The sequence below is a fragment of the Devosia sp. A369 genome, from assembly GCF_054489345.1.
Map to the genome: position 1 here is coordinate 23,349 of NZ_JBTMWV010000012.1, position 16,091 is coordinate 39,439.

Annotated in this window: 22 protein-coding genes and 1 other RNA gene; 8 read left to right on the forward strand and 15 right to left on the reverse strand. The window is 63.5% G+C overall.

Annotation, left to right across the window (positions count from 1 at the left end):
- Positions 1-250 precede the first annotated feature (250 nt).
- Positions 251-781: a dihydrofolate reductase family protein gene (locus tag ACX3OZ_RS14690; RefSeq protein WP_459104773.1), complete on the forward strand. Its 531-nt coding sequence runs from the start codon at positions 251-253 to the stop codon at positions 779-781.
- Here the strand turns inward: ACX3OZ_RS14690 and ybgC are convergent.
- The 7 genes from ybgC to ruvC form a co-directional block, all read right to left on the reverse strand.
- Positions 756-1,163 (reverse strand): tol-pal system-associated acyl-CoA thioesterase, encoded by a 408-nt coding sequence (gene ybgC, locus ACX3OZ_RS14695; RefSeq protein WP_459104774.1) that lies wholly within the window; start codon positions 1,161-1,163, stop codon positions 756-758. The genes ACX3OZ_RS14690 and ybgC overlap by 26 nt on opposite strands.
- A complete protein-coding gene (locus ACX3OZ_RS14700; RefSeq protein ID WP_459104775.1) occupies positions 1,160-1,669 on the reverse strand; it encodes an NUDIX hydrolase in 510 nt (169 codons plus the stop codon). The genes ybgC and ACX3OZ_RS14700 overlap by 4 nt, the downstream gene beginning before the upstream one ends.
- Entirely contained in the window at positions 1,666-2,694 is a 1,029-nt protein-coding gene (gene ruvB, locus ACX3OZ_RS14705; RefSeq protein WP_459096089.1) for a Holliday junction branch migration DNA helicase RuvB, read from the reverse strand. Before ruvB ends, ACX3OZ_RS14700 begins: the two co-directional genes overlap by 4 nt.
- A gap of 2 nt (positions 2,695-2,696) precedes the next feature.
- The gene (locus ACX3OZ_RS14710) at positions 2,697-3,095 is read right to left on the reverse strand and encodes a PIN domain-containing protein (RefSeq protein WP_459095656.1); all 399 of its coding nucleotides are present in this window, start codon (positions 3,093-3,095) and stop codon (positions 2,697-2,699) included.
- Complete coding sequence (locus tag ACX3OZ_RS14715; protein WP_459095655.1) at positions 3,082-3,342, reverse strand: AbrB/MazE/SpoVT family DNA-binding domain-containing protein; 261 nt, start codon at positions 3,340-3,342, stop codon at positions 3,082-3,084. The genes ACX3OZ_RS14710 and ACX3OZ_RS14715 overlap by 14 nt, the downstream gene beginning before the upstream one ends.
- Before the next feature lie 62 nt (positions 3,343-3,404).
- Positions 3,405-4,022, reverse strand: a complete 618-nt coding sequence (gene ruvA, locus ACX3OZ_RS14720; protein ID WP_459095654.1) for a Holliday junction branch migration protein RuvA — start codon at positions 4,020-4,022, stop codon at positions 3,405-3,407.
- Positions 4,019-4,525, reverse strand: a complete 507-nt coding sequence (gene ruvC / locus ACX3OZ_RS14725) for a crossover junction endodeoxyribonuclease RuvC (protein WP_459095653.1) — start codon at positions 4,523-4,525, stop codon at positions 4,019-4,021. The genes ruvA and ruvC overlap by 4 nt, the downstream gene beginning before the upstream one ends.
- Before the next feature lie 167 nt (positions 4,526-4,692).
- Here ruvC and ACX3OZ_RS14730 point away from each other — a divergent pair, with 167 nt between their 5' ends.
- Positions 4,693-5,445: a GGDEF domain-containing protein gene (locus tag ACX3OZ_RS14730; protein WP_459095652.1), complete on the forward strand. Its 753-nt coding sequence runs from the start codon at positions 4,693-4,695 to the stop codon at positions 5,443-5,445.
- Positions 5,446-5,532: 87 nt separating this feature from the next.
- On the forward strand, positions 5,533-6,315 hold the full coding sequence (locus ACX3OZ_RS14735; protein WP_459095651.1) for a GGDEF domain-containing protein: 783 nt from the start codon (positions 5,533-5,535) through the stop codon (positions 6,313-6,315).
- A 48-nt stretch (positions 6,316-6,363) separates the two neighbouring features.
- Here the strand turns inward: ACX3OZ_RS14735 and ACX3OZ_RS14740 are convergent, their stop codons facing one another.
- The 8 genes from ACX3OZ_RS14740 to ACX3OZ_RS14775 all read right to left on the reverse strand — a co-directional run bounded on the left by ACX3OZ_RS14740 (position 6,364) and on the right by ACX3OZ_RS14775 (position 10,219).
- On the reverse strand, positions 6,364-7,110 hold the full coding sequence (locus ACX3OZ_RS14740; RefSeq protein ID WP_459095650.1) for a YebC/PmpR family DNA-binding transcriptional regulator: 747 nt from the start codon (positions 7,108-7,110) through the stop codon (positions 6,364-6,366).
- A 168-nt stretch (positions 7,111-7,278) separates the two neighbouring features.
- A complete protein-coding gene (locus tag ACX3OZ_RS14745) occupies positions 7,279-8,097 on the reverse strand; it encodes a TIGR00282 family metallophosphoesterase (RefSeq protein WP_459095649.1) in 819 nt (272 codons plus the stop codon).
- The gene (locus ACX3OZ_RS14750; protein ID WP_459095648.1) at positions 8,094-8,681 is read right to left on the reverse strand and encodes a 5-formyltetrahydrofolate cyclo-ligase; all 588 of its coding nucleotides are present in this window, start codon (positions 8,679-8,681) and stop codon (positions 8,094-8,096) included. The genes ACX3OZ_RS14745 and ACX3OZ_RS14750 overlap by 4 nt, the downstream gene beginning before the upstream one ends.
- A gap of 61 nt (positions 8,682-8,742) precedes the next feature.
- Positions 8,743-8,900: non-coding RNA, 6S RNA (ssrS, locus tag ACX3OZ_RS14755), on the reverse strand.
- A 37-nt stretch (positions 8,901-8,937) separates the two neighbouring features.
- Positions 8,938-9,225, reverse strand: coding sequence for a type II toxin-antitoxin system RelE/ParE family toxin (locus ACX3OZ_RS14760; RefSeq protein ID WP_459095647.1), 288 nt, complete (start codon positions 9,223-9,225; stop codon positions 8,938-8,940).
- A gap of 3 nt (positions 9,226-9,228) precedes the next feature.
- Positions 9,229-9,489 (reverse strand): type II toxin-antitoxin system ParD family antitoxin, encoded by a 261-nt coding sequence (locus ACX3OZ_RS14765; protein ID WP_459095646.1) that lies wholly within the window; start codon positions 9,487-9,489, stop codon positions 9,229-9,231.
- A 60-nt stretch (positions 9,490-9,549) separates the two neighbouring features.
- Complete coding sequence (locus ACX3OZ_RS14770; protein ID WP_459095645.1) at positions 9,550-9,927, reverse strand: cell division protein ZapA; 378 nt, start codon at positions 9,925-9,927, stop codon at positions 9,550-9,552.
- A gap of 4 nt (positions 9,928-9,931) precedes the next feature.
- A complete protein-coding gene (locus ACX3OZ_RS14775; protein ID WP_459095644.1) occupies positions 9,932-10,219 on the reverse strand; it encodes a DUF4164 family protein in 288 nt (95 codons plus the stop codon).
- Positions 10,220-10,402: 183 nt separating this feature from the next.
- Between ACX3OZ_RS14775 and tkt the strand changes: the two genes are divergently transcribed.
- The 5 genes from tkt to ACX3OZ_RS14800 all read left to right on the forward strand — a co-directional run bounded on the left by tkt (position 10,403) and on the right by ACX3OZ_RS14800 (position 16,056).
- Complete coding sequence (tkt, locus tag ACX3OZ_RS14780) at positions 10,403-12,376, forward strand: transketolase (protein WP_459095643.1); 1,974 nt, start codon at positions 10,403-10,405, stop codon at positions 12,374-12,376.
- A 48-nt stretch (positions 12,377-12,424) separates the two neighbouring features.
- On the forward strand, positions 12,425-13,432 hold the full coding sequence (gap, locus tag ACX3OZ_RS14785) for a type I glyceraldehyde-3-phosphate dehydrogenase (RefSeq protein ID WP_459095642.1): 1,008 nt from the start codon (positions 12,425-12,427) through the stop codon (positions 13,430-13,432).
- Positions 13,433-13,576: 144 nt separating this feature from the next.
- The gene (locus tag ACX3OZ_RS14790) at positions 13,577-14,191 is read left to right on the forward strand and encodes a GyrI-like domain-containing protein (RefSeq protein WP_459104776.1); all 615 of its coding nucleotides are present in this window, start codon (positions 13,577-13,579) and stop codon (positions 14,189-14,191) included.
- A 60-nt stretch (positions 14,192-14,251) separates the two neighbouring features.
- Positions 14,252-14,785 (forward strand): putative glycolipid-binding domain-containing protein, encoded by a 534-nt coding sequence (locus tag ACX3OZ_RS14795; protein ID WP_459104777.1) that lies wholly within the window; start codon positions 14,252-14,254, stop codon positions 14,783-14,785.
- A 68-nt stretch (positions 14,786-14,853) separates the two neighbouring features.
- Positions 14,854-16,056: a phosphoglycerate kinase gene (locus ACX3OZ_RS14800; RefSeq protein WP_459104778.1), complete on the forward strand. Its 1,203-nt coding sequence runs from the start codon at positions 14,854-14,856 to the stop codon at positions 16,054-16,056.
- The last annotated feature ends 35 nt before the right edge of the window (positions 16,057-16,091 follow it).

The window sequence follows — 16,091 nt, forward strand, 5'->3', positions numbered from 1 at the left end:
CATGCACCCGACCCTCAAGCATCAGGCGATGGGGTCGAAATCTGTCAAAATTAAGAGAAATGCCCACAAACCCAGCCCTGTGCGGACCGGTTGACAGACACGTGCTCGCTTTGCCGTAATTATGGTCAAGAAGAGGTTAAGAAAGAGAGTCGGGGAACCGCACCACCCGTTCTGGCCGCGCGAGCGGCCTCACTTCTACGTGACGACAATTTCCCGTAGCCTAGACGCCTCGCTACGGAGATCGGATCACATGGCCAAGCTGTTTTTTGGAATGAATCAGTCGCTGGATGGTTACGTCGATTATCAGGAGTTTGGGCCTGACCCCGTGCTGTTCAGACACTTCATCGAGCAGACGCGCAACCTCGCCGGAAGCCTCTATGGCCGTGGCCTCTACGAGCTCATGCGCTATTGGGACGATGAGCAGCCCGATTGGGGCGCCGCCGAGCGCGACTTTGCCCAGGCCTGGCGCAGCAAGCCGAAATGGGTGGTGTCGCAGTCGCTGACCTCGGTCGGCCCCAACGCCACGCTGATCAAGGATGATCTGGCGGGCGCCATAGCCGACCTCAAATCCCGTTACGACGGCGAGATCGAAGTGGGCGGGCCGGTCCTGGCGCAAAGCCTGACCGAGCTTGGCCTGATCGATGAATACCGGATCTATCTCCACCCCGTCGTGCTGGGTCGCGGCGATCCGTTTTTCACCGCCGCCAGGCCACCCCTGCATCTGGTGGGCACCGAACGGATCGGCCAGGACGTGATCAGGTTGAGCTACGTTCCTGCCTGAACCGCTCGAGGATGGTCTTCGGCATCCGCGCCGCGCCGCCGCTGGTCTTGATGGCCACGACCATCACGCTCGCTCGCGTCAGCACCGTCTCGTCCCGCAGAATGGTCTGGGTCAGGGTCAGCCGCGCCCCGGTGATGGCGGCAACTTCGGTGGTGACGGTCAGCAGGTCATCAATATGGGCCGCGCCATCGAAGGCGATGTCCATCTGGCGCACGGCAAAGGCGATGCCCTCAGCCGCCAGTTCGGAATGATGGATGCCCATGTCGCGCAAAAACTCGGTGCGGCCGCGCTCGAAGAATTTGAGATAGGCCGCGTGATAGACATTGCCGGAAAAATCGGTGTCTTCGTAATAGATGCGGACCGGAAAGCGATGCTGGGTCACGCCACCGGCTCCGCCTCGTGGAACACCACATGCTCGGGCGCCCCCGACAGCGCCCGCAGCCGCTCCGGCAACCAGGGCGGCAACAGGTTTGCCTCAGCCAGCGCCGGGCCATCCAGCTTCAGCCACGAAAACTGCAGCACATGGCCCTCATCCTCGCGCACCAGAAACGGCTGCGCCCCGCCGGGCCGCACGTCTTCGGGCAGCGTGATGGCATAGATGAACCCCAGCTCATGGAAGCGGTCGCCCGCGCGGCCGTAAAAGCTCTCCGAGGTGAAGAGCAACGGGCCGACAGTGACCGGCATCACCAGTTCCTCGGCTATTTCGCGCATCAGCGCCACATTGCTGGGCTCGCCCATTTCGACCCGGCCACCCGGCAGCATGCAATAGCTGTCATCGTCCTCGCGACAGACCAGCATATGGCCATCGCGCATGACGACCCCGGCCACGCGATAGTTGAAGCAGGTGCCGCCGACCGGAAAGCTGAGCATGACACGGTCTGTGCTCATTCCTCGGGCTCCTCAAACAGGCTCTGCTGCATGCCGATAAAGCCCTGCGGCACGATCTTGCCGAGATGCTGGAACGCCGCACCGGTCAGCATGCGCCCGCGCGGGGTGCGCTGGATAAAGCCCTGCTGCAACAGATAGGGCTCGACGATTTCCTCCACCGCGTCGCGTGGTTCGCTCAGCGCGGCGGCAATGGTTTCGATGCCCACCGGGCCGCCATTATAGAAGTCGGCAATGGTGGTGAGATAGCGCCGGTCGAGCTGATCAAGGCCACGCGCATCGACATCGAGCCGCAGCAGCGCCTTGTCGGCAATCGACCGGGTGATTGTCCCCGAGCCATCGACCAGCGCGAAATCGGTGACTCGGCGCAGCAGCCGCCCGGCAATACGCGGCGTACCGCGCGACCGTCGGGCAATTTCCATCGCCCCATCCGGCGCCATCGGCATGCCCAGCAGCCGCGCCCCCCGCGTCACGATCTGAACCAGTTCCTCGGGCGTATAGAAATTGAGCCGCACCGGAATGCCGAAGCGGTCGCGCAGCGGCGTGGTCAGCAGACCCGCCCGCGTCGTCGCCCCGACCAGGGTGAACTTGGCCAGATCGATGCGCACCGAGCGCGCCGCCGGACCTTCGCCGATGATCAGATCGAGCTGGAAATCCTCCATCGCCGGATAAAGGATTTCCTCGATCGCCGGGCTGAGCCGGTGGATTTCGTCGATAAACAGCACATCGCGGTCTTCGAGATTGGTCAGCAGCGCCGCCAGATCCCCGGCCTTGGAAATCACCGGACCGGAGGTGGCGCGGAAGCCGACGCCCAACTCGCGCGAAATGATCTGCGCCAGCGTGGTCTTGCCCAGCCCCGGCGGGCCGACAAACAGCACATGGTCAAGCGCCGCGCCGCGCTGCTTGGCCGCCTGGATGAACACTTCGAGATTCGCCCGCGCCGCCGCCTGCCCGACAAATTCGGAGAAGCCGGAAGGGCGCAGGGACACATCAAGCGGATCATCGCGTCCGGCGGCAGGAGAAGTCAGGGTCACGCGAGCAGTTCCATTCCGGGAATAAGGTCGGCGGCATCATGGTCAAAAGTCACGGTAGCTGAGCACCCGTTGGCCAGGTTCATGCACGCAATGAGACAATCGGGGAAGCTGCCCCCGCTTGCCGTTGCTGCCTCCCACGCCTGCTCGACTATCTCACGCCGGTCGACCTCAAACTCCCGGGCGTCCAGCAAATCCCGAACCACCGCGAGCAGTTCATCGGCGGGAAACCTGAACCGGCTGCGCAGCAGCCAAATCGCTTCCATGAGAACCGCTACATTGATGAGGATCGAATGAGCATCGTGGTTTTGCTGCAAAAATGCCCGAGCCTTGGCGACCTGGATTACGTCATCGTCGACCAGCATGCGAACGAGCACATTGCTATCAATCCCGATCAAGCGAGCGCTCATATCGTTCGGTGACGGCTTTCCCGATCGCCTCGTCCATGTCCTCGACAGTCAGGGGCTGTTGCCCGGGACGCTTGTATTTTCCGATAAGATCAACTGCGCTGCGCCTCGGCCGCAACAGGTAAACCCCGTCCCGCTTGATGATATCGATCTTGTCACCCGGTCCAACCTTGAGGTCGTCCCGCACGTCCTTGGGCAACGTCATCTGGCCCTTGCTCGTAAGCGTCGTCACCGCCATCGCATTACCTCACACGAAATTCTTACATTTCAATATAGTAAGGAGCGAGCAAGGAAGCAAGGCTAACTGCTCAATTCCCGCAAGCCCAGCCGGATCAGCTTTTCGGTGGGAATGTCGTCGCCGTCGCGGGCCACGATGCGGGCCAAGGCCGCCGAGGCCTGGGCGTTGGAATAGCCCAGATTGGTCAGTGCCGAGACGGCGTCGGCAATGGCAGTTGGCGCAAGCCCATCGCCCAACGCCGCTTGCAGCCCCAGCGTACCGGCATCGATCCCCGGCCCGGCCGGCACCTTGCCCTTGAGTTCGGTGATCAGCCGCACTGCCAGCTTGGGCCCGACGCCGCTGGCGCGGCCCATCATCGCCTTGTCCTGCAAGGCCACGGCACTCGACAGTTCAGCCGGCGTCAGCGCCGACAACAGCGCCAGCGCTACCCGCGCGCCCACCCCCTGCACGGTCATCAGCAGGTTGAACCAGCCCTTCTCGCTCTCATTGGCAAAGCCATAGAGCCGGATCATGTCCTCGCGCACGATGGTTTCGATGAACAGCACCCCGGCCTCGCCGACGCGCGGCAACAACTGCAGCGTGCGGCTGGAGCAGAAGGCCACGTAACAGACGCCACCGCAGTCGATCAGCACATGGTCGTCACCAAAGCTGTCGACCAGCCCTTTGAGCTTGCCGATCATGCCAGCGCCTTCAGCCGCTGGGCGGCGACGCGATGATGGGCATGGCAGATGGCAATGGCCAGCGCGTCGGCCGCGTCAGGCCCCTTGAAATCGGCCGTCGGCAGCAGCGTCTTGACCATCAGTTGAACCTGTCCCTTATCGGCGTGGCCGGTGCCGACCACGGATTTCTTGACCAGATTGGCGGCATATTCCGCCACCAGCAGGCCGCGCACCGCCGGCGACAGCAGCGCCACGCCGCGCGCCTGCCCCAGGATCAGCGCCGAGCGCGCCCCCGCATTGACGAAGGTTTCTTCCACCGCTGCCTCGTCCGGGGTGAAGCGCTCGAGCACTTCGCCCAGCCCGGCAAACAGGATCGCCAGCCGTTCCGCCAGCGAGCCATCGACCGGCGGCGTCACCGTGCCGGCGGCGACAAAGCTCAGCCGGTTGCCCAGCGTCTCGATCACTCCCCAGCCACAGCGACGCAGGCCGGGGTCGATACCGATGATTCGGGTAGCAGCACTCATGCGACAATCCTTAATGAAGCGAGGCCAGCCTACCAAGGCCAATGTGAACAAAGAGGCAACAAAGCCCGTGGAAAACGCTGTATACGGTAAAATTGTAGCTATCTCGGAAACACCATCTTCAAGCCACGACCCTAGTTTCGCCCCGGGAATGCAGGGGCAAATCATTCATGGCCGAGATTCGTCGGAAACTTCCGAAGCGAGCGTGGTTGCGCGTTTATCGCATCGCAGGCGCATTGATCGGCTTGTCGATCATGCTGTCGCTGATTTTGACCAATGTCATCATGGAGACCTTCTCCGCCGGCATTAACGTGCAGGGGCTGGTGGTTTCCATCGCCATGCCGCTGACGCTGGGCGGGCCGCTGATCTTTCTGCTTATGCTCAAGCATGAGCGGCTGCGCTACGCCAATAGCCAGCTCGAACATCTGGCAGCCACCGATTGGCTCACCACCTGCCTCAACCGGGGCGCCTTTACCGGCGCCGTCATCCGCCATCTCGACCGTCTGGCGTCCGCCCATGCCCAGGGCGCCCTGCTGATCGTCGATGCCGACGACTTCAAGAGCGTCAACGACCGCTTCGGCCATGACCATGGCGACAGGGCGCTGCAGTTGATGGCCAGCGCCATCCGCCAAGCCGTAAGCGGCAATGATCTGGTCGGTCGGCTGGGCGGCGAAGAGTTCGGCGTGCTGCTGGTCGGAGTCGATAGCGCTACCGCCGACGACGTGGCCGAACGCATCCGCAGCGCCATTGCCACCATCACCTTCGCGCCCAATGGCACGAAATATCCCCTGTCGGTCAGCATTGGCGGGGCCATCTATGTCGCCGGTGCCCAGTTCAACGACCTCTACCGCCTTGCCGACCAGCGCCTCTATGCCGCCAAGCATGCCGGCCGCGACCGGGTCGCCATCGCCCAAGCCGCCTGAGCCCACGGAGCCACCACACCGCCCAGTTGATCGCCGAGCCGCCTGCATGGCGGCATCCCACCACTCCAGCCCGAAAGGCCGCGCCAGATGCTGATCTCCAAGACCCTGACCGCGATGCAGACCTGGTCCAGTGTCGGCCGCTGGACCCTGTTTGGTACGCTGGCCTGCATGCTGGTGGCGGTGGCATTCAGCGCCTTCATGTTCCGCGACATGGGCGAGGCGGCGCTGCATTTGGCGATTGTCACCGCTGCGATCCTGCCCGTCATGCTGGGGGTGCCGGTATTTCTCTATATGAGCCTGCGGCTGCGCATGCTGGCCATCGCCAATCGGCGGCTTGGCCTCGTGGCGCGCACCGACAGCCTCACCGCCTGCCTCAATCGCGGCGCCTTCGCCAGCACGGTGAGCACCCTGCTCACCCAGCGGTCGCGCCGCGCCGGCGGCGCACTGCTGATGATCGACGCCGACAACTTCAAGGCAATCAATGATCTGTTCGGCCACGAGGCCGGCGACGAGGCGCTGACCATCATCGCCCGCTCGATTCGCACCACTTTGCGCGGCGGCGATCTGGTGGGCCGCATGGGCGGCGAGGAATTCAGCGTCTATCTGCCCGATACCGACCAGCATGCCGCCGAAGCGGTCGCCGAGCGCATCCGGCGTTCGGTCAATCTGGCGGTGTTCACCCCCGCCGACCGCCAGCGCAATCTGTCGGTCTCCATCGGCGGCGTCGCCTTCGACGGTTCGGCGAGCTTTTCCGAACTGTTCCGCATTGCCGACCAGCGGCTCTACAACGCCAAACAGAGCGGCCGCAACCGCGTCGCCATGGCCCATGCCGACGACTACCCCTCCATCGGCCTCAAGCGCATTGCATAAAAAAGGGCGGCGCCGCAGCACCGCCCCGAAATTCACTGGATTGAAGCCTCAGCCTTCCAGCTTGGCCGCGTCTTCGTCGCTCATCTCGAAATTGGTATAGACGTTCTGCACGTCGTCATCTTCTTCCATGGTGGCGATCAGCTTCATCAGCGTCGCGCCCTTGTCGGCGTCGATCATCGTATTGGTCTGCGGCTTCCACACGGCCTTGACCGATTCGGCCTCGCCCAGCACCTTCTCCAGCGCCGCGGCAACATCCACCATCGCTTCAAACGTGGTGGTGATGTAGTGGCCCTCTTCGTCGCTCTCGACGTCGTCGGCGCCAGCCTCGATGGCCGCTTCCATCACCTTGTCTTCATCGCCAGCAGCCAGCGGATAGGTGATCTCGCCCACCTTGTCGAACATGAAGCCGACCGAGTTGGTTTCGCCCATCACGCCGCCATTCTTGGAAAAGTAGGAGCGGACATTGGAGGCGGTGCGGTTGCGGTTGTCGGTCAGCGTCTCGACGATGATGGCGACGCCGCCCGGGCCATAGCCCTCATAGCGGATCTCGTCATAATTCTCGCCGTCCGAGCCGATCGCCTTCTTGATGGCGCGTTCGATATTGTCCCGCGGCATCGACTGGGAGCGAGCATTGGTCACCGCCAGGCGCAGGCGCGAATTGAAGGCTGGGTCGGGCATGCCCATCTTGGCGGCGACGGTAATTTCGCGCGCCAGCTTGGAGAATACCTTGGAGCGCACGGCATCGGACTTGCCTTTGCGGTGCATGATGTTTTTGGCATGTGAATGGCCGGCCATCGGTCACTCCCCTCGAAAAAGAAGCTGCAGGATTATGGTGCCGGATTATAGGCAAGCGCAGCACATTTGTGAAGCTGAGCGCCTGCCACCCGTGACGTCCACGCTAGCGCGCCGGGGGAGGCCGACCGGAACGACAACCGCTGGGGCCAAAGCTGTTCGAGGCCGGGCTCAATCGAAAATCGGCTCCGCTTGCGCCAGCGTGCCACCGATGCGAACCGGCAGCACCTTGAGCGCCAGCCCGCTGCGCGGATCGGTTTCCACCGCCACGCCGCACAGGGTCGCCTCGCCCTCGGCCGGGGTGAACCGCCCATTGGGAATGCCGGTGAGAAAGCGGTTGAGCGGCTCATCGGTATCGGTGCCGATGATGGAATCGAAATCCCCGCACATGCCGGCATCGGCCATCAGCGCCGTGCCGCCGCGCAGCACGCGGTGATCAGCGGTGGGAATATGGGTGTGGGTGCCAACCACCAGGCTCACCTTGCCATCGAGAAATTGCCCCATGGCCTGGATTTCCGAAGTGGCCTCGGTGTGGAAATCGACAATCACCGCATCGGCCTGCTCGCCCAGCGGACACGCCGCCACCGCAGCCTCAACGGCGCGGAACGGGTCATCCGCCGGCCCCATGAACACCCGGCCCAGCGCATTGATCACCAGCACGCGATGGCCATTGCGGCCCTCGACAAACATCGCCCCACGCCCCGGCGTGCCCGGCGGCATATTGATCGGGCGGATCAGCGTAGTCTCGCGCTCGATATAGGAAATCGTCTCGCGCTGGTCGAACGCATGGTCGCCCAGCGTCACGATATCGGCGCCGGCCTGACGGATGGCATTGAAATGCGACTCGGTCAGCCCCTTGCCGTGGCTGGCATTCTCGCCATTGACCACGACGAAATCAAAGCCATAGCGCTCGATCAACCCCGGCAGGCGCTCGGTCACGGCATCGCGGCCGGACCGGCCCATCACATCGCCCAGAAACAGAAATCTCATGAAGTCGCGCCGAAATGGCGCACACCCGCCTCGGTGACAATCGCGTCGAGCGGCACGTCATGCGCCTCGCGCGGAATCTGCTCAAGCTCCTGCGCCGCAAAGGCGAGGCCGACCAGCAGGGGCTTTTTCTTGAATTTGGCCAGGGTCCGGTCGTAATAGCCGCCGCCATAGCCCAGTCGGGTGCCGGTGCTGTCAAAGCCGAGCAGCGGCATGATGACGATATCGGGCTCGGCCTTGGGCGCCAGCTCGGAGGGGGCCAGCGTACCGAAACCGGATTCATAGAGCGACGCGCCCTGCTCCCAGACCCGCAAATCCAGCGGCTCTTCCTCGCCCATCACCACCGGCAGCACCACTGTCTGGTCGCTATCCATCAACCGCACCAGGATCGGCTGGCAATCCAGCTCGTCGCGAATGCGCCAATAGGCAGCGACCACGTCGGTTTTTTGCATTTTGATGCCGTCGAAGAAATGGCCGGCCGCCGCCAGGGCCGCCTCGGCGCGCTCGGTGTGGTCCAGCGATGCCCGGGCCGCCCGGGCCCTGATCCGCAGCGCCGCCTTGGCTTCCTCGATCATCTCATCAACCATGACGCGCGCAAACCCACTAGAACAAGAGGGGCCGGAGCACTTCGCCGATGCTCCAGCCAAATAAGGTGCCGCCCTGGCCGTGTGATACACGATCCCGGGACCTACTTTACGTAGGTGGGCACCGTATGTCTGAGCCCAGGAGCTCAGTCAGGGACAGCTCCCTTAGGATCGATAAGGCCCCGGGGATATAGGTATCCATCACGCGCCGGGCAGCCATTGAGATATAGGCGCTTTGCCGCGTTGTGCAAAGGGTACGTTACAAAAGCTCGAACCAGTTTTGCAGGCCGTGCAGCACGCGGACGATAACAACGTCCTCGTCCTCAATGACGTACAGGATGTTGTGGGCGCCGAACGGCATCAATCGGACGCGGCTGGTGGCGGCCTGTCGCTCACCGGCCATTCTGGGCTGCGCCGCCAGCGTGTCGAACATATCCAGAAAGCTGGAGATGTAGTTCTGCGTGTGCCGGAAGCCGAAATTGGTGATGCCCTGCTCGGCAATCCTTTGGAGGTCGAACGTCGCTTGCTCGGACGCTCGCCACGCCATGCTCTAGGCTGACTTGCGAGCGTTGACCGCCGCCTGCGCCCGATCCATCAGCCGCGCCAGCAATTCATCGCGCCCGATCTCGACAATGCCGCTGGCCAGCGCTTCGTCGACCATGTCCTGCAGCTTCTGTTGCGCATAGGCCCGCTGATCGCGGCGCACCAGATCGCGGACATAGTCACTGCTATTGCCGTAGCGGCCGGACTGCACCTGTTCTTCCACCCAGGCTTTCATCGCGTCAGGCAGGGAGATATTCATCGTGGCCATAGCAGTCTCCTTCGGCCCGAAGACTAGCAGAATTGGCAAACCTTGCCAATCTTTGCCAAATTACCCCTGCGGCAGCAGCGCCGCGCCATCGAGCGCCCCGGCCACGCCCTCAATCGCCTTGGCGGCGTCGCTCAGCTTGGCCGCGAATTTTTCTTCCAGCGACTCGATTTCGGCCGCCACTTCCTGGCCGGCTCGGGTCAGCACCAGCACTTCGCTTTCCAGCGCCTTGATCTTGCGTTCGGCGGCGGCCAGTTCATCCACCACGGCGATACCGGCCATCACCGTCAGCCGGTTGTCGCCAATTTCCCCAACCGCGCCCTTGAGCTGCTCGACCTGGGTATTGAACCGGTCGGCCAGCCCGATCAGCCGCTGCTGCTGACCCTCTTCGCAGGCCATGCGGTATTTGCGGCCGTTGATTTCGACATTGACCTCGGGCATCGCCTTACTCCGCCTTCGCCAGCACTTCGCGGACGGTTTCCATCGCTTCCACCAGCCGGCGCGACACGTCATGGGCGCTGTCATCGAGCCGCTTGGCCCGCGCTGCCGTCTTGTCGAGTTCGGTGGCGAGCCGCGCCCGCTCATGCACCAGCCGCTGCGTATCGACATCGATGCGGTTCTGCTGGCGCAGTCGGGTGCCCAGATTTTTCACGCTCTGGTCGAGCCGCGCCATGGCGCGATCGAACCGTGCCTGGGCAGCATTCAACCCGTCTTCAAGTTCCGGCTCACTCATTGCGATTACGGTCCTCAATTCCCGGCAGCGTCGCCAGCATAACGGAGCCGCCCGCCTTGGCGCAATGCAATCGGCTGACATTGACAGGATAGTCGAACCTGTTATGCCTCGAACCGCCTTTGGGAGAAGGGTTCCAGCGCCGCTTCTCCCCAGATTTTCAGCCCTGATGAAAGCGCCAGCCCGATGACGAACTCCGCCCAGCAGAACGATTTGGCCAATGCGATCCGCTCCTTGTCGATGGATGCAGTCGAGAAAGCCAATTCCGGCCATCCGGGCCTGCCCATGGGCTGTGCCGACATTGCCACCGTATTGTTCACCAAGGTGATGAAGTTCGATCCCGCTGACAGCAAGTGGGCGGATCGCGACCGCTTCGTGCTCTCGGCCGGCCACGGCTCGATGCTGCTCTATTCCTCGCTCTACCTCCTCGGCTACGAGGACATGACCGTCGAACAGATCAAGAATTTCCGTCAGCTCCACGCCAAGACCGCCGGCCATCCTGAATATGGTTATGCCCAGGGCATCGAGACCACCACCGGCCCGCTCGGCCAGGGCGTCGGCAATGCTGTCGGCATGGCCGTGGCGGAAGCCAAGCTGGCTGCCGAATTCGGCGCTGACCTGGTCGACCACCATACCTGGTGCCTCGCCGGCGACGGCTGCCTGATGGAAGGCATTTCCCAGGAAGCCATCGCCCTGGCCGGTCACCTCAAGCTCAACAAGCTGACGCTGATCTGGGACAACAACTCCATCACCATCGATGGCGCCGTCTCCAATTCCGACTCGACCGACCAGATCGCCCGCTTCAAGGCGTCGGGCTGGAACACCATCGAGATCGACGGCCACGATCAGGCCGCCATCGAAAAGGCGCTGCTTGCCTCGAAGGCGTCCGACAAGCCCACTTTGATCGCCGCCAAGACCACCATCGGCTTCGGCGCCCCCAAGAAGGCTGGAACCGAGAAGGTGCATGGCTCCCCGCTCGGTGCCGAGGAACTGGCTGGCGCCAAGGCCGCGCTGGGCATCACCTATCCGGCGTTTGAAATCCCCGCCGAAATCCTCTCGTCCTGGCGCGCTGCCGGCACCCGCAGCCAGAATGTGCGCGGCGAGTGGCAGTCCCGTCTGGCCGCTTCGGCCAACCGCCTCGAATTCGAGCGCCGCATCAATGGCGACCTGCCCGCCGGCTTCCTCGAAGCCATGGACAGCTACAAGCGCCAGCTGACCGAGGACAAGCCCAAGGTCGCGACCCGCAAGTCCAGCCAGATGGCCCTCGACGTCATCAACGCCATCGTCCCCGAGACGCAGGGCGGCTCGGCTGACCTGACCGGCTCGAACCTGACCAACACCAAGGAAACCCAGCCCTTCACCGCCACCGATCGCTCGGGCCGCTACATGATGTACGGCATTCGCGAGCATGGCATGGCCGCGGTGATGAACGGCATTGCGCTGCATGCCGGGCTGATTCCCTATGGCGGCACCTTCATGGTGTTCACCGACTATGCCCGCCCCGCCATCCGCCTTTCGGCGCTGATGGGCCAGCGCGTCATCTATGTGATGACCCACGATTCGATCGGCCTGGGCGAAGACGGCCCGACTCACCAGCCGGTGGAGCATCTGTCGGCGCTGCGCGCCATTCCGAACCTCTTGGTCTTCCGCCCGGCCGACGCGGTGGAAACCGCTGAATGCTGGCAGCTGGCGCTCGAAAGCACCACCGCCCCGTCGATCCTGGCCCTGTCGCGCCAGAACCTGCCGGCGGTGCGCACCGAATATTCGATGGAAAACAAGTCGGCCAAGGGCGCCTATACCCTCGCCGGCGATCTCGACGCGCAGGCGGTGATCTTCGCCACCGGCTCGGAAGTCGCCATTGCGCTCGAAGGCAAGAAGGCCCTGGAAGAAAAGGGCATCACCGCCCGCGTCGTTTCGGTGCCGTCGATGGAGCTGTTCGCCAAGCAGACCGACGCCTATCGCGCCGAAGTCATCGGCAAGGCCAAGGCCCGCGTTGCGGTCGAAGCCGGTATCTCGATGAGCTGGGACAAGCTGCTCGGCGACCGTGGTCGCTTTGTCGGCATGACCTCGTTCGGCGAGTCGGCCCCCATCGACGCGCTCTACGAATACTTTGGCATTACGTCCAAAGCCATTGTTGAAGCCGTCACCGCACAGTTGTAAGAGAGCGACAACCTCCCTGACGCAACTTCCTCCCTAGGAGCATCCTCTATGGCAATTCGTGTCGCCATCAATGGCTTTGGCCGCATCGGTCGCAACATCCTGCGCGCCATCATCGAGTCGGGTCGCACCGATATCGAAGTGGTGGCGATCAACGATCTCGGCCCGGTCGAAACCAATGCTCACCTGTTCCGCTTCGATAGCGTCCATGGACGCTTCCCCGGCACGGTGACGGTCGATGGCGACACCATTGACGTGGGTCGTGGCCCGATCAAGGTGACCGCCGTCCGCGATCCGGCCGAGCTGCCGCATGCGGCCATGGGCGTCGATATCGCGCTCGAATGCACCGGCATCTTTGCCTCCAAGGAAAAGGCCAGCGCTCACCTGCGCGCCGGCGCCAAGAAGGTGCTGATCTCGGCTCCGGGCGAAGGCGCCGACCTGACCGTGGTCTATGGCATCAACCACCAGTTGCTGAACCAGGACCACATCGTGGTCTCCAACGCTTCCTGCACCACCAATTGCCTCGCACCCGTAGCCTTTGTGATGCACAAGGAATTCGGCATCGAGCACGGAATGATGACCACCATCCATTCCTATACCGGCGACCAGCCGACCCTCGACACCATGCACAAGGATCTCTATCGCGGTCGCGCTGCGGCCCTGAGCCAGATCCCGACCTCGACCGGCGCTGCCAAGGCCATCGGCCTGGTGCTGCCCGAGCTCAAGGGCAAGCTCGACGGCATTTCGATCCGCGTGCCGACCCCCAACGTTTCCTGCGTCGATTTCAAGTTCATCACCAAGCGCGATGTGACTGCCGACGAAATCAACGCCGCGATCCGCAAATATGCCGATGGCGAGCTGAAGAACATCCTCGGCTACACCACCCAGCCGCTGGTCTCGATCGACTTCAATGGCGATCCGCATTCCTCGACCATGGCGCTGGACCAGACCAAGGTGATGGGCGGCAATTTCGTCTCGATCCTGACCTGGTACGACAACGAATGGGGCTTCTCCAACCGCATGTCCGACACCGCCGTCGCCATGGGCAAGACGCTCTAGGCTAGCCAACTCGGTGTGGGTGGCGCTATGTCACCCACCCACCGTGTCACCTCGGCCTTGAGCCGGGGCCCATCCTGAGATCTCAAGCTGGATCCTGGCTCAAGGCCGGGATGACATCGAGGGTGGGTGAGTTCGGAGCCCCCCATGGACGACAAGATCGACTTCCGCGCCGAGCTGAAACAGCTCTATCAGCCCGGCCCCCGCGACTTCGTTTTCGTCGATGTCCCCACCATGAATTTCGTCATGGTCGACGGCCAGGGCGACCCCAACACCGCGCCCAGCTACCGCAGTGCCGTCGAATGGCTCTACAGCGTCAGCTACGCCATGAAGTTCGCCTCCAAGGACCTCGGCCAGGACTATTTCGTCCCGCCGCTGGAGGGGTTGTGGTGGGCAGACGATCCCAATGACTTCATCACCCGCAACAAGGCCAATTGGCACTGGACCATGATGATCATGGCCCCCGATTTCCTCACCCGCGCCATGTATGACACCGCGCTCGAAAAAGCCGCCGAAAAGCTGGGCGACGCCCCCGCCAACCTGCGCCTCGAACCCTATGCCGAAGGCCGCGCCCTGCAAATCCTGCATCTGGGCAGCTATGACGAGGAAGGCCCCGCCCTCGAACATCTGCACCAGGTGGAAATCCCCGGTCGCCAGCTCGTGCCCAATGGCCACCACCACGAAATCTATCTCAACGACCCGCGCAAGACCGCCCCAGCCAAGCTCAAGACCATCCTGCGCCAGCCGGTCCGCCCCGCCTGAGCGGTTGCCAGCGCGCCGCATCCGCTTCTAATCTGGCGCCAAAACCCCACGGTGCCGCCGATGAGCCTTGACCGTTCCGTCCGCTGGCGCGGCCTTGCGCCTGCCAGCCTTGAGCATTGCCACATCATCGCCACCGCCCGCGATACCCGCATCCGCTCGACCCTCATCACCCCCGATTATGGCCTCGCCTATCGCCTCAAGCTCGACGAGGCCGGGCATATCCGCACTGCGCGGCTGGAGCGCACGGATGGCACGGTGCTGGAGCTGTTTTCCGACGGTGCCGGCAATTGGTCCGACGACCGCGCCGAGCCGCTGGCGGCGCTGCGCGGCTGCATCGACCTCGATATCTGGCCCACGCCGCTGACCAATTCGCTGCCCATCTGGCGCTGCCAATGGACCACCGACGTGCCGCAGCGCTTCGCCATGGTGTGGATCAATGCCGACGATATGAGCCTGCGCCGCAGCGAGCAGCTTTACACCCAGCGCGATGCCACCCATTTCCGCTTCCAGTCCGCCGATTTCGAGGCCCTGCTGGAGATCGACGCCGATGAGCTTGTCCTCAACTACCCCGGATTGTTCACCCGCGCTGACTGAGCCCCCCTTCCCCGCCTCTCTCGGCTCTGCTACGCCACCAGCGACGATCTAGCCCCCGGGAGCCCGCCATGTCCGCGACCTTCAAGACCCTCGACGAACTCGACCTCAACAACAAGCGCGTATTGCTGCGGGCCGACCTCAACGTCCCGGTCGCCGACGGCAAGGTCACCGACGCCACCCGCATCGAGCGGCTGGTGCCCACCATCCGCGAAATCGTCAAGCATGACGGCAAGGCCATCCTGCTGAGCCATTTCGGCCGTCCCAAGGGCAAGGTCGATCCCGAATTTTCGCTGGAGCAGGTCTGCGCCGCCGTGGCCAATGCAACCGGCCATCCGGTCGGCTTTGTCGCCACCGACTGGACCGACATGACCGCCGCGCAGGCGGCCATCGACTCGGCCCCCGCCGGCTCGGTGCTGATCATGGAAAACACCCGCTTCCACCCCGGCGAGGAAGCCAACGATCTCGAACTGGCCAGGCGCATGGCCAGCCTCGGCGACGTCTATGTCAACGACGCCTTCTCCGCCGCTCACCGCGCCCACGCCTCCACCGCCGCGCTGGCCCATCTGCTGCCCGCTGCCGCGGGCCTCGCCATGCAGGCCGAGCTCGAAGCGCTGCAAGCTGGTCTCGGCCAGCCGAAAAAGCCGGTGATCGCCGTGGTCGGCGGCGCCAAGGTCTCCTCCAAGATCGATCTGCTGGAAAACCTCGTCGCCAAGGTCGATGCCCTGGTGATCGGCGGCGGTATGGCCAATACGTTCCTCCACGCCCAGGGCCATGGCGTCGGCAAGTCGCTGGCCGAAAAAGACCTGGCGGAAACCGCTCTGCGCATCATGGACAAGGCCGTCGATAGCGGCTGCGCCATCATCCTGCCGATCGACGCGGTGGTCGCCTGGCACTTCAAGGCCGACACCCCGACCCGCCTCTACGGCGTCGACGCCATCGACAATGACGGCATGATTCTCGATATCGGCCCGTCCTCGATCGAGCGCATCATCGCCGCCATCGACGATGCCAATACCGTGGTGTGGAACGGCCCGATGGGCGCCTTCGAAATGAACCCCTTCGATGCCGGCACCGTCGCCATCGCCAAGCACGTCGCCAAGCGCACCCATGACGGCAAGCTGGTCTCGGTCGCCGGTGGCGGCGACACCGTCGCGGCGCTCGCCCATGCCGGCGTCAAGGACGCCTTCACCTACGTCTCCACCGCCGGCGGCGCGTTCCTGGAATGGATGGAAGGCAAGCCTTTGCCGGGGGTTGATGCGCTAAAGAAGTAGTCTGGGGTTACCCCAGCCTGTGTCCCCTCACCCTA